Annotated in this window: 22 protein-coding genes and 1 other RNA gene; 16 read left to right on the top strand and 7 right to left on the bottom strand. The window is 67.7% G+C overall.

Annotation, left to right across the window (positions count from 1 at the left end; translation table 11 throughout):
- Positions 1-142: 142 nt before the first annotated feature.
- Together AC1RUS_RS03070 and AC1RUS_RS03065 are read right to left on the bottom strand one after the other, a co-directional pair.
- Positions 143-649, bottom strand: coding sequence for a group I truncated hemoglobin (locus AC1RUS_RS03070; protein WP_492912883.1), 507 nt, complete (start codon positions 647-649; stop codon positions 143-145).
- A gap of 11 nt (positions 650-660) precedes the next feature.
- Positions 661-1,551: a DUF3034 family protein gene (locus AC1RUS_RS03065; RefSeq protein ID WP_492912881.1), complete on the bottom strand. Its 891-nt coding sequence runs from the start codon at positions 1,549-1,551 to the stop codon at positions 661-663.
- Positions 1,552-1,747: 196 nt separating this feature from the next.
- Between AC1RUS_RS03065 and AC1RUS_RS03060 the strand changes: the two genes are divergently transcribed.
- Both AC1RUS_RS03060 and AC1RUS_RS03055 read left to right on the top strand, forming a co-directional pair.
- Positions 1,748-2,338 (top strand): cupredoxin domain-containing protein, encoded by a 591-nt coding sequence (locus AC1RUS_RS03060; RefSeq protein WP_492912879.1) that lies wholly within the window; start codon positions 1,748-1,750, stop codon positions 2,336-2,338.
- 8 nt (positions 2,339-2,346) lie between these two features.
- The gene (locus AC1RUS_RS03055) at positions 2,347-4,686 is read left to right on the top strand and encodes a bifunctional diguanylate cyclase/phosphodiesterase (RefSeq protein ID WP_492912877.1); all 2,340 of its coding nucleotides are present in this window, start codon (positions 2,347-2,349) and stop codon (positions 4,684-4,686) included.
- A 124-nt stretch (positions 4,687-4,810) separates the two neighbouring features.
- Here AC1RUS_RS03055 and AC1RUS_RS03050 read toward each other — a convergent pair whose 3' ends face one another.
- Together AC1RUS_RS03050 and serB are read right to left on the bottom strand one after the other, a co-directional pair.
- Entirely contained in the window at positions 4,811-5,476 is a 666-nt protein-coding gene (locus AC1RUS_RS03050) for an HAD family hydrolase (protein ID WP_492912875.1), read from the bottom strand.
- Entirely contained in the window at positions 5,473-6,333 is an 861-nt protein-coding gene (gene serB, locus AC1RUS_RS03045; protein WP_492912873.1) for a phosphoserine phosphatase SerB, read from the bottom strand. The genes AC1RUS_RS03050 and serB overlap by 4 nt, the downstream gene beginning before the upstream one ends.
- 94 nt (positions 6,334-6,427) lie before the next feature.
- Here serB and AC1RUS_RS03040 point away from each other — a divergent pair, with 94 nt between their 5' ends.
- The gene (locus AC1RUS_RS03040) at positions 6,428-7,180 is read left to right on the top strand and encodes a hypothetical protein (protein ID WP_492912871.1); all 753 of its coding nucleotides are present in this window, start codon (positions 6,428-6,430) and stop codon (positions 7,178-7,180) included.
- 31 nt (positions 7,181-7,211) lie between these two features.
- Positions 7,212-8,102 (top strand): tRNA (adenosine(37)-N6)-dimethylallyltransferase MiaA, encoded by an 891-nt coding sequence (gene miaA / locus AC1RUS_RS03035; protein ID WP_492912869.1) that lies wholly within the window; start codon positions 7,212-7,214, stop codon positions 8,100-8,102.
- On the opposite strand, the gene AC1RUS_RS03030 is transcribed toward miaA, so the two are convergent.
- Positions 8,047-8,598, bottom strand: a complete 552-nt coding sequence (locus AC1RUS_RS03030; protein ID WP_492912867.1) for a hypothetical protein — start codon at positions 8,596-8,598, stop codon at positions 8,047-8,049. The two genes, miaA and AC1RUS_RS03030, sit on opposite strands and share 56 nt — an antisense overlap.
- Positions 8,599-8,759: 161 nt before the next feature.
- Between AC1RUS_RS03030 and AC1RUS_RS03025 the strand changes: the two genes are divergently transcribed.
- The gene (locus tag AC1RUS_RS03025; RefSeq protein ID WP_492912865.1) at positions 8,760-9,266 is read left to right on the top strand and encodes a CinA family protein; all 507 of its coding nucleotides are present in this window, start codon (positions 8,760-8,762) and stop codon (positions 9,264-9,266) included.
- On the opposite strand, the gene AC1RUS_RS03020 is transcribed toward AC1RUS_RS03025, so the two are convergent.
- Complete coding sequence (locus AC1RUS_RS03020; RefSeq protein ID WP_492912863.1) at positions 9,242-10,207, bottom strand: serine hydrolase domain-containing protein; 966 nt, start codon at positions 10,205-10,207, stop codon at positions 9,242-9,244. The genes AC1RUS_RS03025 and AC1RUS_RS03020 overlap by 25 nt on opposite strands.
- A gap of 271 nt (positions 10,208-10,478) precedes the next feature.
- On the opposite strand from AC1RUS_RS03020, the gene AC1RUS_RS03015 reads away from it, so the two are divergent.
- The 5 genes from AC1RUS_RS03015 to AC1RUS_RS02995 all read left to right on the top strand — a co-directional run bounded on the left by AC1RUS_RS03015 (position 10,479) and on the right by AC1RUS_RS02995 (position 14,351).
- Positions 10,479-10,526 carry a hypothetical protein gene (locus AC1RUS_RS03015; RefSeq protein ID WP_223395793.1) on the top strand — a complete coding sequence of 16 codons (48 nt, stop codon included), beginning with the start codon at positions 10,479-10,481 and terminating at the stop codon, positions 10,524-10,526.
- A 101-nt stretch (positions 10,527-10,627) separates the two neighbouring features.
- Positions 10,628-12,436, top strand: a complete 1,809-nt coding sequence (locus AC1RUS_RS03010) for an acetolactate synthase 3 large subunit (protein ID WP_492912861.1) — start codon at positions 10,628-10,630, stop codon at positions 12,434-12,436.
- A gap of 150 nt (positions 12,437-12,586) precedes the next feature.
- Positions 12,587-12,916, top strand: coding sequence for a GIY-YIG nuclease family protein (locus AC1RUS_RS03005; RefSeq protein WP_492912859.1), 330 nt, complete (start codon positions 12,587-12,589; stop codon positions 12,914-12,916).
- Between the two features lie 10 nt (positions 12,917-12,926).
- A complete protein-coding gene (gene ilvN / locus AC1RUS_RS03000) occupies positions 12,927-13,472 on the top strand; it encodes an acetolactate synthase small subunit (RefSeq protein WP_035042132.1) in 546 nt (181 codons plus the stop codon).
- Positions 13,473-13,484: 12 nt separating this feature from the next.
- Positions 13,485-14,351, top strand: coding sequence for a hypothetical protein (locus AC1RUS_RS02995; RefSeq protein WP_492912857.1), 867 nt, complete (start codon positions 13,485-13,487; stop codon positions 14,349-14,351).
- Here AC1RUS_RS02995 and AC1RUS_RS02990 read toward each other — a convergent pair.
- Complete coding sequence (locus tag AC1RUS_RS02990) at positions 14,348-15,259, bottom strand: AraC family transcriptional regulator (RefSeq protein WP_492912855.1); 912 nt, start codon at positions 15,257-15,259, stop codon at positions 14,348-14,350. The genes AC1RUS_RS02995 and AC1RUS_RS02990 overlap by 4 nt on opposite strands.
- A gap of 184 nt (positions 15,260-15,443) precedes the next feature.
- Here AC1RUS_RS02990 and AC1RUS_RS02985 point away from each other — a divergent pair, with 184 nt between their 5' ends.
- The 6 genes from AC1RUS_RS02985 to AC1RUS_RS02960 all read left to right on the top strand — a co-directional run bounded on the left by AC1RUS_RS02985 (position 15,444) and on the right by AC1RUS_RS02960 (position 18,134).
- Positions 15,444-15,596 (top strand): hypothetical protein, encoded by a 153-nt coding sequence (locus AC1RUS_RS02985; protein WP_492912853.1) that lies wholly within the window; start codon positions 15,444-15,446, stop codon positions 15,594-15,596.
- On the top strand, positions 15,593-15,859 hold the full coding sequence (locus AC1RUS_RS02980) for an Atu4866 domain-containing protein (RefSeq protein WP_492912851.1): 267 nt from the start codon (positions 15,593-15,595) through the stop codon (positions 15,857-15,859). The genes AC1RUS_RS02985 and AC1RUS_RS02980 overlap by 4 nt, the downstream gene beginning before the upstream one ends.
- Positions 15,838-16,203, top strand: a transfer-messenger RNA (tmRNA) gene (gene ssrA / locus AC1RUS_RS02975). The genes AC1RUS_RS02980 and ssrA overlap by 22 nt, the downstream gene beginning before the upstream one ends.
- A 182-nt stretch (positions 16,204-16,385) precedes the next feature.
- Complete coding sequence (locus tag AC1RUS_RS02970) at positions 16,386-16,868, top strand: SspB family protein (RefSeq protein WP_492912849.1); 483 nt, start codon at positions 16,386-16,388, stop codon at positions 16,866-16,868.
- A gap of 3 nt (positions 16,869-16,871) precedes the next feature.
- A complete protein-coding gene (locus tag AC1RUS_RS02965) occupies positions 16,872-17,342 on the top strand; it encodes a PaaI family thioesterase (RefSeq protein WP_492912847.1) in 471 nt (156 codons plus the stop codon).
- Positions 17,343-17,351: 9 nt separating this feature from the next.
- A complete protein-coding gene (locus AC1RUS_RS02960; protein ID WP_492912845.1) occupies positions 17,352-18,134 on the top strand; it encodes a C13 family peptidase in 783 nt (260 codons plus the stop codon).
- The last annotated feature ends 97 nt before the right edge of the window (positions 18,135-18,231 follow it).

Here is an 18,231-nt window from a genome sequence, read left to right as displayed (position 1 = left end):
CAGCGCGCCGAGCCGGGACCGCAGGAAACGCATGAGCTTGCCGTGGTCCCGGGTCTTCGCTGCGCTACGCCCGGGATGACAAGGGTTTGTTCGCTGGATCCCGGATCGGCTTCGCCGCCCGGGATGACGATCTTTCAGATCGTCACTTCTCCACGATATCCCGCTGCTGCGGGGCCAGCTTGGCCAGCAGCTTGTTCTGGGCGAAGAACGGCACCTTTTCCTGGTCCATGGCGAACTGCAGGTTCTCGATCAGCGCGTTCATGTCCTTGTTGCCGGTGCCCTGGTCCTTGTGGGCGTCCCTCATGTCCTTGCCGGTGTAGGCGCAGCCGCCGCCCAGGATGTAGCAGAACTGCTCCTTCAGGGTCCGCTTCAGGCGAACCTTGTCGGCGGCGGCGAAGAAGTCCTTGATCCGGGGATCGGCGAAGTTGCGCTCGACCATGGTCTCGACGATGCGATCGATGCCCGCCTTGCCGTGGAAGGCCTCGAACACCTTGGTGTCGGTCATCGGCGTCGCGCCGGCGTTGGCGTTGGACTGGGTGTAGGCGTCGACCGGCTTCTCGCCCGGCGGGACGTCCTGCGCGAAGGCGGCGCCGGTCAGGCCCAGGGTGATGACGGCGGCCAGCGCCGCGCTCTTGGTGAAACCACGCATGGGGCGCTCTCCTAGAAGCCGGCTTGCAGCGAGACGTAGAGGCCCCGCTGGTTCTTGAACGTGGCGATGTCGCCCAGGTCGACATAGGCGGCCGTCACCGACACCGTCTTGTTGATCGCATAGGCCGCGAACACGTCGGCCCAGTCGTCTTCCTTGGCGAAGCCCAGGTTGCTGGGCTTGGTGCGGTATTCGCCGCCGATCACCAGGCGCTTACTGAGCAGCAGGCCGGCCGAGCCCTCGAATTGGGCCTTGTAGCTGTCGTTCTTGTCGCCGCCGAAGCCCAGCAGGCCGGTCTGGTTGGCCTTGGTCGCGCGGACCGTGCCGTTCAGCACGAGGCTCTGGTTCAGCAACAGCTTGGTGGCGGCGACGTAGTAGTCGACGCCGCTGTCGTGCTTGCCGCCGACGGCGCGGATGATCGCGCCCTTGTCGTTGTCCTTGTATTGCGCGCCGACCGAGACCTGCGGGACCCAGCTGTCCTGAGTATAGACCGCGTCGCCCAGCACCCGAACCTTCACGCCGGCGATGTTCTGCTTGAAGGTGAAACCCTTGCCCAGGCCCAGCTTGGCGCCGGTCGGGCCGGTGTCGAAGCCCTGATGCGCGGCCGAAAGCTCGATGCGGTCATGGACGCCGACCGCGCCGCCGAAGGCCCGCAGCTTGTAGTCGGAGACGTCGACATAGGTGGCGTGCGCCTTGCCGCCGATCCCGTGGTTGGTCTCGTTGCCGGCGATGACGGCCCAGGTCGACAGACCCCCGCCCGCCCCGCCTTCGAGCGAGGTGACGCCGCCGGTCAGCAGCAGCTTGCCGCCCGTTTCAAGCTCGGCGGCCGAAGCGCCGCCGGCCAGCGCCAGTCCCCCGGCGAGCCCAAGGCCCAGGCCGAGCTTGCGCAGCATTTGAAGGTTCATGTCGCCCCCGTCGCGATCTGGCGCGCCCCTGCCCGCCTCTCGTTCGTGCGCGCAGAGTCGGGGAGAAGACTTTACAGAACCTTTCTAGGTCTTCTGGCGAGGATGACTGAGTGTCACACCCTAGAAACTGGTGTTAACGCCGATTTCATCTGAAGTCGTTTAATCATGGCTGATGAAATTCGTCGCAGCACTTCTCATGGTTGCGTTCATGGGCGGCAGCGCCATGGCCGGCAACCTTACGGTGACGGTCAGGAGCGCCGACGGGAAACCTGTTTCCGACGCCGTGGTGACGGTCTATCCGAACGGTCAGCCGACCAAGGGACCGATCAAGTTCCCCTGGCCCTACCGCGTCGCGCAGCAGAACATCCAGTTCACGCCGTTCGTGTTGATCGTGCCGGCGGGCGCGGAAGTGTCATTCCCGAACCTCGATAAGGTGCGCCACCACGTCTATTCCTTCTCGGCCGGCAACAAGTTCGAGCTGAAGCTCTACGGCCACGAGGAGAACCGCACCGTCACCCTGCCCGCCGTCGGCGTGGCCGCGATCGGCTGCAACATCCACGACCAGATGGTCGGCTTCATCAAGGTGGTCGACACCGCCTATGCGGCCAGGACCGACGCCAATGGCGTGGCGGTCGTGCGCGATGTGCCCAACGGCGCCGTCACGGCCCGGGTCTGGCATCCGTACCTGCGCGGCATGAAGAACGAGAAGGCCCTGGCCTCGACCTCGGTCGGCGCCGACACCAAGGAAGCCGTCTCGATCGAAATCCGCGCGCCGGCCCCGCACTGAGCAGCCCTGTGTTCAATCGCCTCCAGACCAAGCTGACCGTTCTCTACGCCGGGCTGTTCGCCCTGGCGCTGAGCCTGGTCGCCGTCACGGTCTATCTGGCGATCGCAAGCAACGCCCAGCAGGCGGTCCGCAAGGAACTGGCGGCGTCCGGCACCGTGTTCGACCGCGTCTGGGCGCTGCGCACCCAGCGCCTGCAGGACGGTGCCGACCTGCTGTCGCGCGACTTCGGCTTCCGCGCCGCCGTGGCCACCCACGACGTCCCGACCATCGAATCGGCCATCACCAACCTGCGCCAGCGCCTGGGCCTGGACCTGGCCTTCATCGTCGGCGTCGACGGCGAGGTGGTGGGCGTCGACCCATCCAGCCTCGATATCGAGAAGCTTTGGAACGCCTTGGACGCCGGCGACAAGGCCCAGGGCGTGTTCATCGTCAATGGCGATCCCTACCAGGTGATCTCGGCGCCGATCATGGCCCCCACCCTGACCGGCTGGATCGTGTTCGCCGCCAAGCTCGACAACACCGAGATGCAGGCGCTGGAGCGGCTTTCGGCCATCGGCCTGGACGCCCAGGTGTTCGACCAGCGCGACGGCAAGTGGATCACCGACGACACAGGCTTCGATCCCAAGCGGATCGGCGCCTATGTCGGCCACGCCCTGCGCGACAAGACCCGCGAACCCGGCCTGCTGAAGGCCGGCGGCCAGGACAACCTGATCCTGGTCAAGCCGCTGAAAGCGCTCGGCGACGCCAACTCGGCCGCCCTGGTGCTTCGCTATCCGATGGCCCAGGCCCTGGCCCCGTATCGCCCGCTGTTCACCGCCGTGATCATCGCCGGACTGATCGGCGCGATCCTGGTGGTCGTGGCCAGCTGGGCCCTGTCGCGCGGCCTGGCCAAGCCTATCGCCGCCCTGGACGACGCCGCCCGCCGCCTGCAGCGCGGCGAGGACGTCCGCGTCGAGGTGCAGACCCACGACGAGATCGGCCGCCTGGCCGACAGCTTCAACGTCATGGCGTCCGAGATCCGCGATCGCGAGGCCAAGATCACCTATCAGGCCTTGCACGACGAAGAGACGGGCCTGCTGAACCGCCGCGCGCTGGAGCGCGAGATCACCGCCCGCCTCGCCGCCGTCGAACCTGGCCGTCAGGTCGTGATCGGCGCCCTGGGCCTGGACCGCTTTCCCTTCGTACGCAGCGCCATCGGCTATGAGCTGGCCACCCAGCTGATCGCCAAGATCGGCGAACGCCTGATCACCATCGCCCCCGGCGTGATGGTGGGCCGCCTGACCACCTCGATCCTGTGCGTGATCTCCTCGACCGAAGAGGTCGGCGAAGCGGTCGTGCGCGTCGAGGAGCTGATGTGCGCCATGGAAGCGCCCGTGCGGGTCGGCGGCGAACTGGTCGACGTGCACATGACCCACGGCGTGGCGGGCGCGGCCCGCGACGAGATGGACGCCGGTCGCCTGATCGAGCGGGCCATGATCGCCCTGGACCAGGCCCGCGCCGCCAATCGCAAGGTCATGGTCTTCGACGCCGTCGCCTATGGCGATCCGGCCGCCAACCTTTCCCTGATGAGCGAGATGCTGGAAGGCGTCCGCACCGGCGCGCTCTATCTGAACCACCAGCCCAAGCTCGACCTTCGCACCGGCCAGATCACCGGCGTCGAGGCCCTGGTCCGCTGGAACCACCCGACGCGCGGCCTCATGCGCCCGGACCTGTTCGTCGGCATGGCCGAAGAGACCGGCCATATCCGCGCCCTTACCGACTGCGTGCTGACCCAGGCCATCGCCGACCAGAAGACCCTGCGCGCGGCCGGTCACGACGTGCTGATGTCGGTCAACATCTCGGGCCGGTTGATCGACGACCCCGACTTCGCCGAACGCGCCATCGCCCAGGTGGTCGAGGCCGGCGCCCGCGTCTGTTTCGAGATCACCGAGACCGCCGTGATCGGCAATCCGGACGTGGCGCTGGGCGTGCTGGAACGCTTCGACGCGGCCGGCATCAAGGTGTCGATCGACGACTACGGCTCGGGCCTGTCGTCCCTGGCCTATCTCAAGCAGATCCGCGCCGACGAGCTGAAGATCGACAAGGCCTTCGTGATGAGCCTGACGGCCGGCGGCAAGGACGCCCTGCTGGTCAAGTCCACCGTCGACCTGGCCCACAGTCTGGGCATGAAGGTCACCGCCGAGGGCGTCGAGACTCGCGAGGCGCTCGCCGTGCTGCAGCTGATGGGCTGCGACATCGCTCAGGGCTACCACATCGCCAAGCCGATGGGACTGGAGGCGCTAGAGACGTTCCTGGCGGAGTGGTCGATCGAGCTGCCGGGCGATGTGGCAGAGACGCGTACGGCTTAGTCACTGGCCCCCTCCTGGCTGCTGCGCAGCCGTCCTCCCCCATAGGGGGAAGATAAGATTGGCGCGTTTCATCTTCCCCCTATGGGGGAGGAGCGCCGAAGGCGCGGAGGGGGCGAGTTCGCCGCTAAACCGAAGCCTTCAACAGGTCCAGCACCACGTGCAGGCTGTCGGCGATGTGGACGCACTTGTCGTGCATCTCCTCGTTCGGATCGAGGATGTCGGGCACCATCACCGTCATCATGCCGGCGGCGTGGGCCGCACGGACGCCGGGGTGGCTGTCTTCCAGCGCCAGGCACTGGACGGGATCGACGCCGAGGCGGCGGGCGGCTTCCAGATAGGGATCGGGGTTGGGCTTGTGGCGCGTGACGTCGGCGTGGGCGACCACGGCGTTGAAGCGGTGCAGCAGGTCGAAGCGGCCCAGATACTTCTCGACCGAGACGATGCCGTTCGAGGTGGCGATGGCGCGCGGCAGGCCGATGTCGTCCAGATAGTCGAGGATCTCGACGACGCCTGTCTTCAACTTGGTCTCGGCTTCCAGCAGGTCCTCGACGTCGCTCCACACCCGCTCGAAATAGGCCTGAACCGGGAAGTCCTCGCCATAGAGCTCGCGCAGCAGGACGGCGCTTTCGGGATTGGTCTTGCCGACCATCGCCGCGTAGGTCTCGCCGCTGAAGCTGATCCCGAAGGTCGAGCCCGCCTCGATCATGGCGGCGCGGTAGACGATCTCGGTGTCCAGCAGCAGCCCGTCCATGTCGAAGACCACCGCCTCGACGGTGCGCGGGAAACTCACGAAACGAACTCCGAGGCCTTGTAGCCTTGGAAGTAGAGCAAGGCCGTCAGATCCGAATGGTCGACCTTGGCGTGGGCCTGGGCCGCCACGATCGGCTTGGCGCGGTAGGCGACGCCCAAACCGGCGACCTCGATCATCGCCAGGTCGTTGGCGCCGTCGCCCACGGCCAGGGCGTCGGCGGGGGTCAGGCCCAGAGCGGCGGTCTCTTCGCGCAGGGCGGCCAGCTTGGCTTCCTTGCCCAGGATCGGGTCGCCGACCTGACCGGTCAGCTTGCCGTCGGCCTCGATCAGGGTGTTGGCGCGATTGAGGTGGAAGCCCGCCGCCTTGGCCACCCGGCTGGTGAAGAAGGTGAAGCCGCCCGACACCAGGGCGCAGCGCGCGCCGTGGGCGGCCATGGTCTCGACCAGGGTCTTGGCTCCCGGATTGAGCCGCACCCGGTCGTCGTAGCAGGTCTGCAGCGCATCGACCGACAGGCCCGTCAGCATGCCCACCCGTTCGCGCAGGGCGCCCTCGAAGGCCAGCTCTCCGCGCATGGCGCGCTCGGTGATCTCCGAGACCTTGTCCTTGACCCCGGCGAAGTCGGCCAGTTCGTCCAGGCACTCGACGTTGATGATGGTGGAGTCCATGTCGGCGATCAGCAGGCGCTTTCTGCGGTTTTCCGAGGACGTCACCGCGAAGTCGACCGGCAGGCCCTGGGCCGCGGCTTCCGCCGCCGCCAGCAGTTCGGTCGCCTCGCCCTCGACTGCGATTTCCACTGCCCCGGGCCCCAGATCGACCGGCGAACCGCGACCGAACAAGGACACCGCCCGCGCCGTGGCGCTGGCGTCGGGGCTCACGAAGACGACGATCTGGACCATGGCGCGGGGCGTAGACCGCCGCGCGGTCGAGATCAACCTTCCCTGGCCCGCGATTGGTGGTAAGGCCAAGCTCGGCGCGACTCCGGAGAGACCGATGGCCGAGACCCGCAACGAAGATTGGCCGACCGTCGCCGCGATCGGCGTGCTCGCGGCGGGTCTGGCGGCGATCGGGCACGAGGCCGCCGGCCATGGCGGCGCCTGCCTGGCGCACGGCGGCCGGGTCCTGCTGCTGTCGAACGTCTATTTCCGCTGTACGCCGCCCGCGCCGCTGATCGACCTAGCCGGTCCGTTCGGCAACCTGGTGCTGGCGGCCGCCGCCTTCGCGGCCTTGACCCTGCGCAAGACGGCGGGAGAGGCCAAGCGCCTGTTCCTGATCCTGCTGTTCGCCTTCAGCGCCTTTTGGCTGGCCGGCGTGCTGCTGGTCTGCGGCCTGACCGGCGAAGGCGACGTCGCCTTCTGGGCGCGAGACACCTTGAGCGTTCCGCCTTCCGTCTGGCGTTCGGCGCTGACGATCCTGGGTCTGGGTCTCTATGTGGCGACCATCCCCGCTATCGCACGGCAGGCCCCCGCCGGCGCAGCCCGCCGGTTACGGATCGGCTGGCTGGCCGGCGCGCTGGGCATGGTCGTGGCCGTCCTGGCCTACAAGGGCTCGCCCCTGGCCGGCGGCGCCCGCGACGCCATGGTCGAGGCGTTCAAGGAGGTCGGCCTGGCTTCGGCGCCGCTGTGGTTCCTGGCTCGCCGGATCGAGACCCGCCCGCCGCCCCTGCCACGCGATTGGGCGTGGATCGGTGCGGCTGTCATCGGCTTTGCAGCTTTCGTCGCCACGATGGGGCGCGGCCTGCCTTGACCCCAGCGCCGCGCCGAAGAAGGGTCCGGACATGAGCGTTCCTCCCGTCACCCTGATCGCCGGACCGACGGCCAGCGGCAAGTCCGCCCTGGCCCTGAAACTGGCCCGCGAGATCGGCGGCGAGATCGTCAACGCCGACTCCATGCAGATCTATGCCGGCTTGCGCGTGCTGACCGCCGGCCCCTCGCCCGAGGAGTTGGAGCAGGCCCCGCACCATCTGTTCGGCGTGGTCGACGCCGCCGAAGCCTGGTCGGTGGGCAAGTGGCTGGAGGCGGCCATGGCCGTCCTGCGCGACATCGACCATCGCGGCAAGCCGGCCATCGTGGTCGGCGGCACCGGCCTTTATTTCCGCGCCCTGACCCATGGCCTGGCCGACGTGCCGCCCGTGTCGGAGACCCAGCGCGAGATCTCCAGCCTGCTCTACGCCGCTCAGGGCGAGCCCGAGTTCCGCGACGTGCTGGCCACGCTGGATCCCGAAGCCGAGGCCCGCATCGAGGTCGGCGACCGCCAGCGGCTGGTGCGCGCCCACGCCGTGGCCATCGCCACCGGACGCTCGCTCACCGCCTGGCAGACCGACACGCGGCCCGCCCTGTCCGCCGACCGCTGGAAGGGCGTGGTCCTGGACCCGCCCCGCGCCGAACTCTACGCCCGCTGTGACGCGCGTCTGGCGGTGATGGTCGAGGCCGGCGCCCTGGAGGAGGTCAAGGCTATGCAGGCCCGCGGCCTGGATCCGGCCCTGCCGGCGCTGAAGGCCGTCGGCTATCGCGAACTGGCCGCCTATCTGCGCCGCGAGACCACCCTGCCCGCCGCCCTGGACGCCGCGCGCCAGGAGACTCGCCGCTACGCCAAGCGCCAGCTCACCTGGTTCAGGAACCAGACGCCCGACTGGGAGCGGGTTTCCGGGGCGGCTCCGAAAGCGTGACGCCAGCGGCCGTCAGCATCGGCCGCACCTTGATCGTGTAGTCGTCCTCGAACAGCGTCGCCGTCTGCGGATCCAGCGTCGCCATCACCCGGCGCTCGGCTTGCTCGACAGGCTTGGCCATCACGTCGCACGCCTGGTCGGCCGTCAGGTCGCTCTGACCGGCGTCGCCCGCGGCCAGCGGGCCTGAAACCGGATCCGTGCAGCTGGTCTGTCCCGTCATCGAATAGAAGCAGATCTCGCGCTGCAGATAGGCTTCGATGCTCCAGGCGCATGGCGTGGCGCCGATCGCCTGTCCCTCGACGATGGCCGTCGCGCCCGCGCGCACCGAGGTCTTCAGGAAGATCTGGTGACGCACCACGGCTGTCTCGACGCGTCCGCCCTTGGTCAGGGTGACCGGCCGGACACGCTGGGCGATGGTCATCATCCGACTGGCCTGGACCGGCGGCTGAGGCGCCGGCGCGACAGCCGGCGGCGGAGCGGACGCTTGAACGAACACGAAGGCCTCCCAACTGAACCTTGGCCATTGGTTCCACATCCGCGCAATCTTGGCGAGAGCGACTTGCCGCCCACGGATTCGCCTCGCGATCGTCTTCACCCTATGGGGAAGGCGCGCGTCTGCGCGGAGGGGGCGAGTCTCCCGATCAAAAGGAGCAGCCCATGTCCGACCTCGCCGCCATCGCCGAACGCGTCGCCCAACGCCTGACCGAGCGCGGCGAGACCGTGGCCATCGCCGAGTCCTCGGCCGGCGGCCTGATCTCGGCGGCGCTGCTGGCGGTGCCGGGGGCTTCGAAGTTCTATGTCGGCGGCGCGGTCGTCTATACGGCGCGGGCCCGCCTGACCCTGATGGACATCCCGCAGAAGGCGATGGACGGCCTGCGCTCGGCCAGCGAGCCCTATGCCGTGATGCTGGCCCGGGTGGCGCGCAAGAACCTGAAGGCGACCTGGGGCCTGTCCGAAACCGGTGCGGCGGGGCCCGACGGCAACCGCTACGGCGACCTGCCCGGCCACTGCTGCATGGCCGCCGTCAGCGAGGACGTTTCGGTCAGCGCCACCCTGGAGACCGGCAGCGACGACCGGGCCGCCAACATGCAGGTCTTCGCCGCCGCGGCGCTGAAGCACCTGCTCGACACGCTGGACGCTCAGACCGCTCCGAAGAGCGAATAGGCCAGCTCGTCCATCGCCTTCTGGGTGACGCTGGTGTTGTTGAGCAGCACGACGGTGGTCTGGTCGTCGAACCGATGGGCCAGGACCGAGCGATAGCCGGCAGCGCGGCCCGTCTCCCAGGCGAACACACGCGGCATGCCATCGACGAACAAAGTCTTGACCCGTCCGCCCAGGGCGTAGCTCTCCTCCGGCCAACCGACCGTCATCAGCTCTCGCAGTCGGGCAGGCGGCAGGAAACCCTTGTCGAACACTTGGTGCGCCGCCTTCAGCAGATCGCCCGCCGTGCTGACATAGCCGCCGCCGGCGGTCATGCAGGTCAGGCGGATATTGGACTGCCGAACCAAGGGCTCGATGGTGCGATATGACGCGGCCATGTTCGGCGGATCGATCGGCGTGGTGCGGGTCACGCCCAGAGGCGCGATCACAAGCTCCGTCATGACCTCGGCGAAGGGCTGGCCCGTGACCGCCTCGATCACAGCGGTGATCAGGATCCAGTTGGTCAGGGCGTAGTCGAACTTCGTCCCCGGCTCGAACGCCAAGTCGCCCGAGCACCACTGCCGAACCGCCTCGGCCGTCGAAACCGTCTTCTTCAGGATGTCCGGATCAGCCTTGGCCGACAGCGTGAAGCCGTTGGGCACGCCGCTGGTGTTGGTCATCAGCCGCCTCAGGGTGATCTTGGCGCCGGTGTCGGCGCGATAGTCGGACAGCCAGCGCGTGATGGGCGCGTCGAGGTCCAGCCGCCCCGCCTCGACCAAGCGCAACAGGGCGATCGAGGTCAGCCACTTGGAGATCGAAGCGATCGCGTAGGGCGTGTCGAGTGTCGTCGGCCGCCGGGTCTCGATCTCGGCCAGGCCGACGGCGCGGCTGAACACCGGCTTGCCCGCCTTGCCGATCAGGATCACGCCCTGAAAGCCCTGTGATTTGGCGAAACCGTCAATCACGGCGTCGCGCGCGCCTCCAGACAGCACGTCCGCCGACGCGGTTTGGGCCAAGCTCAGGGCCGCGCCCCCCGCCAGAAATTCACGCCGTCCGAACACTGAAACGCTCCTGGCTTTCAACGAAGGCGACGGTGAAGGGTCGAACCTGCCCCTGTCACGTGAAAGCGCGGTAAGGTGCGACCGCCCGGGAAAGGCACAACCTTGCGGCAAAGAGCGCCTTGACGCTCCATCTGGCGCATGGCATCACCCTTTCCACAAGTTTGGAGCAAGACTCGTGCGCAAAACCATGATCGTACTTATGGAGCGGCCGTCCGCGGCGTGACCTAGAAGTCACGTCGTAGTTCGGTCGCGCGCGCAAAAGGTCCTTCGGGACCTTTTTTCTTTTCCACCTTCCCCTTCCGCTTCCCCCATCGGACCACCGCCATGACCGCCCATCAAACCATCGAGAGCCAGGCTCCCGCCGCCGCCGACACCTCCCGCGCCATGACCGGCGCCGAGATCGTCGTTCGCGGCCTCGTGGACCAGGGCGTCGAAGTGCTGTTCGGCTATCCCGGCGGCGCGGTCCTGCCGATCTATGACGCGCTGTTCCACGAGCCGCGCCTGCAGCACATCCTGGTCCGTCACGAACAGGGCGCGACCCACGCCGCTGAAGGCTATGCGCGCTCGTCGGGCAAGCCGGGCGTCGTCCTGGTCACCTCGGGTCCCGGTGCGACCAACGCCATCACCGGCATCATGGACGCCCTGATGGACTCCATCCCGATGGTCGTCATCACCGGCCAGGTCCCCACCCACCTGATCGGCACCGACGCCTTCCAGGAAGCCGACACCGTCGGCATGACCCGCTCGTGCACCAAGCACAACTACCTGGTCAAAGACGTCCGCGACCTGCCGCAGATCATCCACGAGGCCTTCAAGATCGCCACCACCGGCCGTCCGGGCCCGGTGCTGATCGACATCCCCAAGGACGTCCAGTTCGCCAAGGGCGAATATTACGGCCCCACCGAGGTCAGCTCGACCCACGCCTACGCCCCCAAGACCAAGGGTGACCAGAGCCGCATCGCCGAGGCCGCCAAGCTGATCGCCAGCGCCCGTCGGCCGATCTTCTACACCGGCGGCGGCGTCATCAACGCCGGCCCGCGCGCCAGCGAACTGCTGCGCGAGTTCCAGGCCCTGACCGGCGCGCCGGTCACCTCGACCCTGATGGGCCTAGGCGCCTTCCCGGCCGCCGATCCGGCGTGGCTGGGCATGCTGGGCATGCACGGCACGTTCGAAGCCAACAACGCCATGCACGACTGCGACGTGATGATCTGCGTCGGCGCCCGCTTCGACGACCGCGTCACCGGCCGCCTCGACGCCTTCTCGCCGGGCAGCAAGAAGATCCACATCGATATCGACGCCTCGTCGATCAACAAGAACGTCCGCGTCGACCTGCCGATCATCGGCGACGCCGGCAGCGTTCTCGAAGACCTGATCGCCGCCTGGAAGGCCGGCGGCCACCAGGCCAACAAGGCCGCCCTGACCGACTGGTGGGCCCAGATCGACCAGTGGCGCGCCCGCCAGTGCCTGGCCTATCGCCGCTCGGAGACGGTCATCAAGCCGCAGTACGCCATCGAGCGCCTGTACGAGCTGACCAAGGACAAGGACGTCTACATCACGACGGAAGTCGGCCAGCACCAGATGTGGGCCGCGCAGTTCTTCCGCTTCGAGGAGCCCAACCGCTGGATGACCTCGGGGGGCCTCGGCACCATGGGCTATGGCCTGCCCGCCGCCCTGGGCGTGCAGCTGGCCCATCCGGGCAGCCTAGTCGTCGACATCGCCGGCGAGGCCTCGATCCAGATGTGCATCCAGGAGCTGTCGACGGCGATCCAGTTCGACCTGCCGGTCAAGATCTTCATCCTCAACAATGAATGGATGGGCATGGTCCGCCAGTGGCAACAGCTGCTGCATGGCGAGCGCTACAGCCACTCCTATTCCGACAGCCTGCCCGACTTCGTGAAGCTGGCCGAAGCCTACGGCGCTCACGGCATCCGCTGCTCGGATCCGGCCGAACTCGACGCCAAGATCCTGGAGATGATCAACAGCGACAAGCCGGTGATCTTCGACTGCCGCGTCGAGAAGCACGAGAACTGCCTGCCGATGATCCCCTCGGGCAAGGCCCACAACGAGATGATCATGGGCGACGTCGAGGACATCGGGAACGTCATCGGCGAGGCCGGGGCGGGGTTGGTCTGAGGCGGGGTGCGTCCTTCGAGGCCCTCCTGCGGAGGGCGCCTCAGGATGAGGAAATGAGTGAAGGCGTCGTTTTTCCGCTTCCGGGATCCGTACAAATTTCCTCATCCTGAGGTGCTCGCCTCTAGGCGAGCCTCGAAGGACGCAGGGCCGATGTATGATCTCCAAAGCGCCTGGGTTTACATGCTGCGATGCCGGGATGGATCTTACTACGTCGGCTCTCACCGAGGGCCTGAAGTCGAAACCCGCGTATCGCAACATGCCGAAGGTCGTGGCGGTGAGTACACGTCGGCCCGTCTACCGGTGGAACTCGTCTGGTGCGAAGCGTTCCAGTTCATCACCGACGCCATCGCCGCCGAGCGCCGCATCAAAGGTTGGTCCCGCGCGAAGAAAGAAGCGATGATGCGCGGCGAATGGGATGCACTACCTTCGTTGTCACGTCGTCGTGGCGGCAAAATCAAAACAACAAGAGCACACAGCTAGAGCGCCTGACATGACCAGCCAACACGCCTCCGCCTACGACATGCCCACCGCCGCCCAGGCCGAGCAGACGGCCACCTTCGCCCTGCTGGTGGATAACGAGCCGGGCGTGCTGCATCGCGTGGTCGGGCTGTTCGCCGCGCGCGGCTACAACATCGAGAGCCTGACGGTCGCCGAGACCGACCACAAGGCCCACACCAGCCGCATCACGGTGGTCACCCGCGGCACGCGCCAGGTGCTGGACCAGATCGAGGCCCAGCTGAACAAGGTCGTCAACGTGCGCCGCGTGCACGACATCACCCGCGACCCCAACGGCGTCGAGCGTGAACTGGCCCTGGTCAAGGTGCGCGGTTCGGGCGCCGACCGGGTCGAGGCCCTGCGCGTGGCCGACATCTTCCGCGCCAAGCCGGTCGACACCACGCTGGAAAGCTTCGTGTTCGAGATCTCGGGCGCGCCATCGAAGATCGACAAGTTCCTGGACCTGATGCGCCCCCTCGGCCTGGTGGAACTTTCCCGCACCGGCGTCCTTTCCATCGAGCGAGGCGTCGAAGGGATGTAGTGGAGCGGGGCGATGAGCCTGACCGGTCTGATCGCGGGGCTCGCCCTCGCCGCCGTCCAGCAGGCTCCGTCGCCGCTCGATCCCAACCTGCCACCGCTGTCCGACCCGGTGACGTGGTGGTCGCCGGACATCCCCCGCCCCTCCTCCGACGTCGATCCGCTCTACGGCCGCCGGCTTGGCCGCCACGAAGAGCCCGTGCCGATCACCAATGGCGTCGATCCCCTGCTCTACCGCCTGTGGGGCTTGCAGCCCCTGCAGAACCAGCTGGTTCGGCGTGGCGAGATGGTGCTGGAGGTCTGGGCCCGTCCTTCGCGCGGGGTGCGGCAGGCCGTGATCCGGGTCACGATCCGCCGCGACGGCCGCGCCTTCGTCCAGGCTCGCGCGGGCCTGGGCTGCTGCACCCCCGAGATCGACCGCCGCGTCGACGTCAACACCGAGCTCGCCTCCGAGCAGATCCCGCCGCTGAAGGCCCTGGTCGGCAATCCGATGTGGAGCCAGCCGCGCGACGTCACGGTCGACTATGGCGACGGCTCGATCTCGCCGGTGTGCCTGGACGGCGTGGCCTGGGACATCACCCTGCTGGTCGCCGGACAGGCCCGGCATCTGCGACGAGCCTGCGACGACAGCGAGGTCGGCTCGATCGCCGACGCCCTGACCTTGGCGCTCGGCGCGGCGGTCGGCCGGGACGCCCGCTTCGACGCGGTGTTCCCGCGCGGGGCCGACGTCTCGCGGCAGAAGGCGGCCTATGAGCAGTTGATCGCATCCGGCGGCCACCTGAAGCCCGCCGCCGATGTCCGCCCGCAGCCGCCGGCCGCGCCGCTGCCACCCGAGGACGCGGACGACGACACGCCTGCTCCGATGGAAACGCCGCGCCCCTAGGCGCCGACCATCATGTCCGGCTGCTCACGCAGACGGGCCGCGTCCCGCAGCGGCGGGGCCCCGAACAGGCGGGCGTATTCGCGGCTGAATTGGGAGGGGCTGTCATAACCCACGGAATGACCCGCCGTGGCGGCGTCCAGATGCTGGACCAGGATCAGCCGCCGGGCCTCCTGCAGGCGCAGCTGCTTCTGGTACTGCAGGGGCGAGAGCGCCGTGACCGCCTTGAAGTGCTGGTGCAGGGCCGAGGCGCTCATTCGGGCCTCGGCGGCGACGTCGTCGATCTTGAACGGCTGGTCGAAGTTGCGGCGAATCCAGCCGATGGCGCGGTTGATCTGGCGCAGGCGGCCGTCGGCGCGGGCGATCTGGGCCAGGCGCGGGCCCTGGTCGCCGGTCAGCAGGCGATAGAGGATCTCGCGCTCGATCAGCGGCGCCAGCACCGGGGCGTCCTCGGGGCATTCCATCAGGCGCACCATCCGGCAGACGGCGTCGAACAGGGCCGGCGTCATGGCGCCGGCCGACATGCCGCTGACCAGAGGCGCGGCGGCGTCCAGCCGTGCGGCGAGACCGGTCTCCATGATCATCTCGCTGATCAGGGCCGGATCCAGGGTGATGCGGAAGCTCAGATAAGGCGCCTCGGGCGAGGCCTCGATCACCTGGCCCACCACCGGCACGTCGACCGAGGCCAGGAAGTAGTTCCTGTCGTCGTAGTGGTGAACGGCGTCGCCGACCAGCACGCGCTTGCGCCCCTGAGCCAGCACGCAGAAGGCCGGCTCGTGCACAGCATGCATCGGTTCGCTGGGCTGGGTGACCCGATACAGGCCCACGCGTGGTCCGCAGCAAGTGTCGTGCGGCCCCTCGTTCGGCGTGAATCGTTCAATCAGCGCCGCCAGCGCTTCGCGCGTGCTCATGGAATTTCCGTTGTTGTTCGAGGCTATTGATAGGCCTTGCACGATCCTCCGTCACGCGACGGCGTTCGGTTCTGGAGGATCATGCAATCAAGTCGGAGCATCGATCTACCGACTGGACGGCCCCGTCCTGCATATTGGCCTGGTTCCGCTCCCGATGCGGCAACTCCCAAAATCAGAGCTCGCCATGAGACGCTACACGCCCCGAGGCGGTGTCGCGGCTCCGCGTTGGTTCGTCGCCGCTCTGCTGGGCGGCGCGGCCGCGCTGACCGCCGCCACCGCCGTACTGCCCTCGATCTCCGCCTCCCCCGCCCCGTCTTCCTGGAGGACCGCCCGATGATGATTTCCGCCATCGTTCCCCACATCCCGGTCGCCGGCGTCTGGACCTCGCCCGACGGCCATATCAGCCTGGAACTGCGCGCCGACGGCCGCTTCATCGAGACACGCGACGACTTCGCCGACGTCTTCACCGGCGTCTATGTTCTGGTCGGCGAAACCCTGAAGCTGTTCGAGGATCGCGGGGCCGTGATCAGCGGCACCCTGGCCGACGGCCGCTTAAGCCTGGGGAGCGTCGCACGCGCGGCCTTCCATACGCAGGCCTAACCCCCTATATTGGAATTGTCCGGCCTCGGTCGGACTATGGGGATAAACGCGCACGTAATAAGCGGACTGGACCCGGGTGCGATTCCCGGCGGCTCCACCAATCTCTCCCAAGTTATCATGGGACTGCATGGGGCCGATCAGCATCGACAGACGTGTAAAGGTGTATTGCTTTCTCTCGGCGTGGCTCACCGTATCGGGCCGCTAAACTAACTGCGAACGATAACTTCGCTGAAGAGTTCGCTATCGCCGCGTAATGCGGTTCTAGTGAATTCGCCTCTTAAGTCCTAGGGGTTCAGATCCTTAGGCGGGGCCCGGAGGGAGCCTGCCAACAGAATCCCTCCACTTTCCATAAGTGGCAGCTTGGACCTGCGCCTTTCCCCAAATGAGGGCGAAAAGTTCGGGAGCGCCTCGCCCCTTAACCTTCTCCGAAATTTGTGGCGATCATGACGCCCGCGCCATCTTTGCCGGAGGCCCGCGACGCGCTACGCTGAGACTCTTTCTCAGTTCCAGTTTCTTGATGGACCGCATGGCCCAATCCAATCCGCCTGAAGATTTGATGCAGTACGAGGCCATGGCCCAGGACGCCCTGCGGGGCGTCGTCAAGGCGGCGCTCAAGAAGGCCGCGGCTCCGGGCGGCCTGCCCGAGCCTCACCACCTGTACATCACCTTCAAGACCCAGGCGGCCGGCGTGTCCGGCCCGCAGGATCTGCTGGGCAAGTACCCCGACGAGATGACCATCATCCTGCAGCACCAGTACTGGGATCTGGCGCCGGGCGAGACCTTCTTCTCGGTCACCCTGAAGTTCGGCGGGCAGCCCAAGCGCCTGTCGGTGCCCTACGCGGCCGTGACCCGATTCTACGATCCGTCGGTGCAGTTCGCCCTGCAGTTCGAGGCCCCCGAGATCGTGCCGCCCGAGCCGACCGTCGAGCCCGAGCCCGAACCCGCCGCCGAGTCGACCGGCGAAGAAGCGCCCAAGATCATTTCCCTCGACCAGTTCCGGAAGAAATAGCGCGTGAGCGACGTCGCGGCGGACGAACCCCAGGTTCTGACCGACGAGGCGATCCTCGAACGCTTTCGCGCGTCCAAGAACGCGCCTTCGGGCTCCCGCACGCTCGGCTTCCAGCTGCTGGCCGTGAGGCAGGCCGACAAGGAGGTCGAGGTCGGGTTCGAGGCGCGCGCCGACCTGCTGTGCAACCCGATGGGGCAGATCCAGGGCGGCTATGTCTGCGCGATGCTGGACGAGTGCATGTCGGTGGCCGGCATGATCACTTCGGGCATGACCCACGTCGTGCCGACTCTCGAGATGAAGACCAGCTTCCTGCGCCCCACCATGCCGGGCGCCCTGCGCGCCGTCGGCCGGGTGGTGAAGTGGGGCAGGACGATCTGCTTCACCGAGGGCGAACTCTATGACGGCGAAGGGCGGCTGCTGGCCAAGGCCTCCGGCACGGCCATTCCGACGCCGTTCGCGCGGTTCAAGAAATAGGAGCAGGGGATGCGGGGCGGGGCGGGCATCGTTTTCGGCGTTCTCCTGCTTTCCTTCTCCACGCTCGCCTGCGCCCAAGAAACGCCTCAAGGCCCGTTCGCCAAGTGGTCGGCGGTCGTGGTGGCCGGTGACTGGCACGCCCATTCCGGCGGACCGACCGAGGCTTTCGACAACGCCCGCCGCGACGTCGCCCACGCCCTGACCGAGATGGGTTTCGACCGCGACGAGGTGCGCCAGTTCTCGGTGCGTCCCGAGCGTTATCCGAGCCAGGCGCCAGCCCTCTCCACTGTCCGCACCATCCACGCCGGCCTGAAGGAAGGCGCCCAGGCGGTGACGGCCGGCTGCCTGTTCTACATCAGCAGCCACGGCGGCCCCGACGGCGCGGTGTTGGGCGAGGAGCTGCTGCGTCCATCCCTGCTGGCGGCGATGATCAACGACGCCTGCCCCTCGCGTCCGACCGTTGTGGTGATCTCAGCCTGCTTTTCGGGCGTGTTCATCCCCGCGCTCCAGAAGCCCGATCGCATGGTGCTGACGGCGGCGCGCCCCGACCGCGCCTCGTTCGGCTGCGGCGAGAGCGACAGGTACCCGTTCTTCGACGACTGCTTCCTGTCGTCCGCGCCCCAGGCCCGGGACTTCGTCGCCCTGGGTGCGGCGGTGCAGGGCTGCGTGGCCCGCAAGGAGAAGGAGACCGGGGCCGAGCCGGCCTCGGAGCCTCAGGTCTGGATCGGCCCCGCCCTGCGTCCGTTCCTGCCGCTGTACGCCTTCGCCCGGTCCAAACCCCGCGCGCCCTGAGAGCGTCCCCAGCAATACTCGCCAGGAACGCAAGCTGGCCTTTGAACGCCGCGCGAGGCGCCCTAGAAGTCGGCTGAAGCTCATGCTCAGCTCGGGG

The sequence above is a fragment of the Caulobacter sp. GW821-FHT10F06 genome (assembly GCF_058809215.1).
Note: the sequence above shows the minus strand (reverse complement) of the source record. Positions and strands in the feature narration are given on the sequence as shown.

Excerpts from the sequence above, each read along its gene's own strand:
- AC1RUS_RS03070 (WP_492912883.1), bottom strand. The coding sequence starts at position 649 with ATGCGTGGTTTCACCAAGAGCGCGGCGCTGGCCGCCGTCATCACCCTG.
- AC1RUS_RS03065 (WP_492912881.1), bottom strand. The coding sequence starts at position 1,551 with ATGAACCTTCAAATGCTGCGCAAGCTCGGCCTGGGCCTTGGGCTCGCC.
- AC1RUS_RS03060 (WP_492912879.1), top strand. The coding sequence starts at position 1,748 with ATGGTTGCGTTCATGGGCGGCAGCGCCATGGCCGGCAACCTTACGGTG.
- serB (WP_492912873.1), bottom strand. The coding sequence starts at position 6,333 with ATGGTCCAGATCGTCGTCTTCGTGAGCCCCGACGCCAGCGCCACGGCG.
- AC1RUS_RS03040 (WP_492912871.1), top strand. The coding sequence starts at position 6,428 with ATGGCCGAGACCCGCAACGAAGATTGGCCGACCGTCGCCGCGATCGGC.
- miaA (WP_492912869.1), top strand. The coding sequence starts at position 7,212 with ATGAGCGTTCCTCCCGTCACCCTGATCGCCGGACCGACGGCCAGCGGC.
- AC1RUS_RS03025 (WP_492912865.1), top strand. The coding sequence starts at position 8,760 with ATGTCCGACCTCGCCGCCATCGCCGAACGCGTCGCCCAACGCCTGACC.
- AC1RUS_RS03010 (WP_492912861.1), top strand. The coding sequence starts at position 10,628 with ATGACCGCCCATCAAACCATCGAGAGCCAGGCTCCCGCCGCCGCCGAC.
- AC1RUS_RS03005 (WP_492912859.1), top strand. The coding sequence starts at position 12,587 with ATGTATGATCTCCAAAGCGCCTGGGTTTACATGCTGCGATGCCGGGAT.
- ilvN (WP_035042132.1), top strand. The coding sequence starts at position 12,927 with ATGACCAGCCAACACGCCTCCGCCTACGACATGCCCACCGCCGCCCAG.
- AC1RUS_RS02995 (WP_492912857.1), top strand. The coding sequence starts at position 13,485 with ATGAGCCTGACCGGTCTGATCGCGGGGCTCGCCCTCGCCGCCGTCCAG.
- AC1RUS_RS02990 (WP_492912855.1), bottom strand. The coding sequence starts at position 15,259 with ATGAGCACGCGCGAAGCGCTGGCGGCGCTGATTGAACGATTCACGCCG.
- AC1RUS_RS02985 (WP_492912853.1), top strand. The coding sequence starts at position 15,444 with ATGAGACGCTACACGCCCCGAGGCGGTGTCGCGGCTCCGCGTTGGTTC.
- AC1RUS_RS02980 (WP_492912851.1), top strand. The coding sequence starts at position 15,593 with ATGATGATTTCCGCCATCGTTCCCCACATCCCGGTCGCCGGCGTCTGG.
- AC1RUS_RS02970 (WP_492912849.1), top strand. The coding sequence starts at position 16,386 with ATGGCCCAATCCAATCCGCCTGAAGATTTGATGCAGTACGAGGCCATG.
- AC1RUS_RS02960 (WP_492912845.1), top strand. The coding sequence starts at position 17,352 with ATGCGGGGCGGGGCGGGCATCGTTTTCGGCGTTCTCCTGCTTTCCTTC.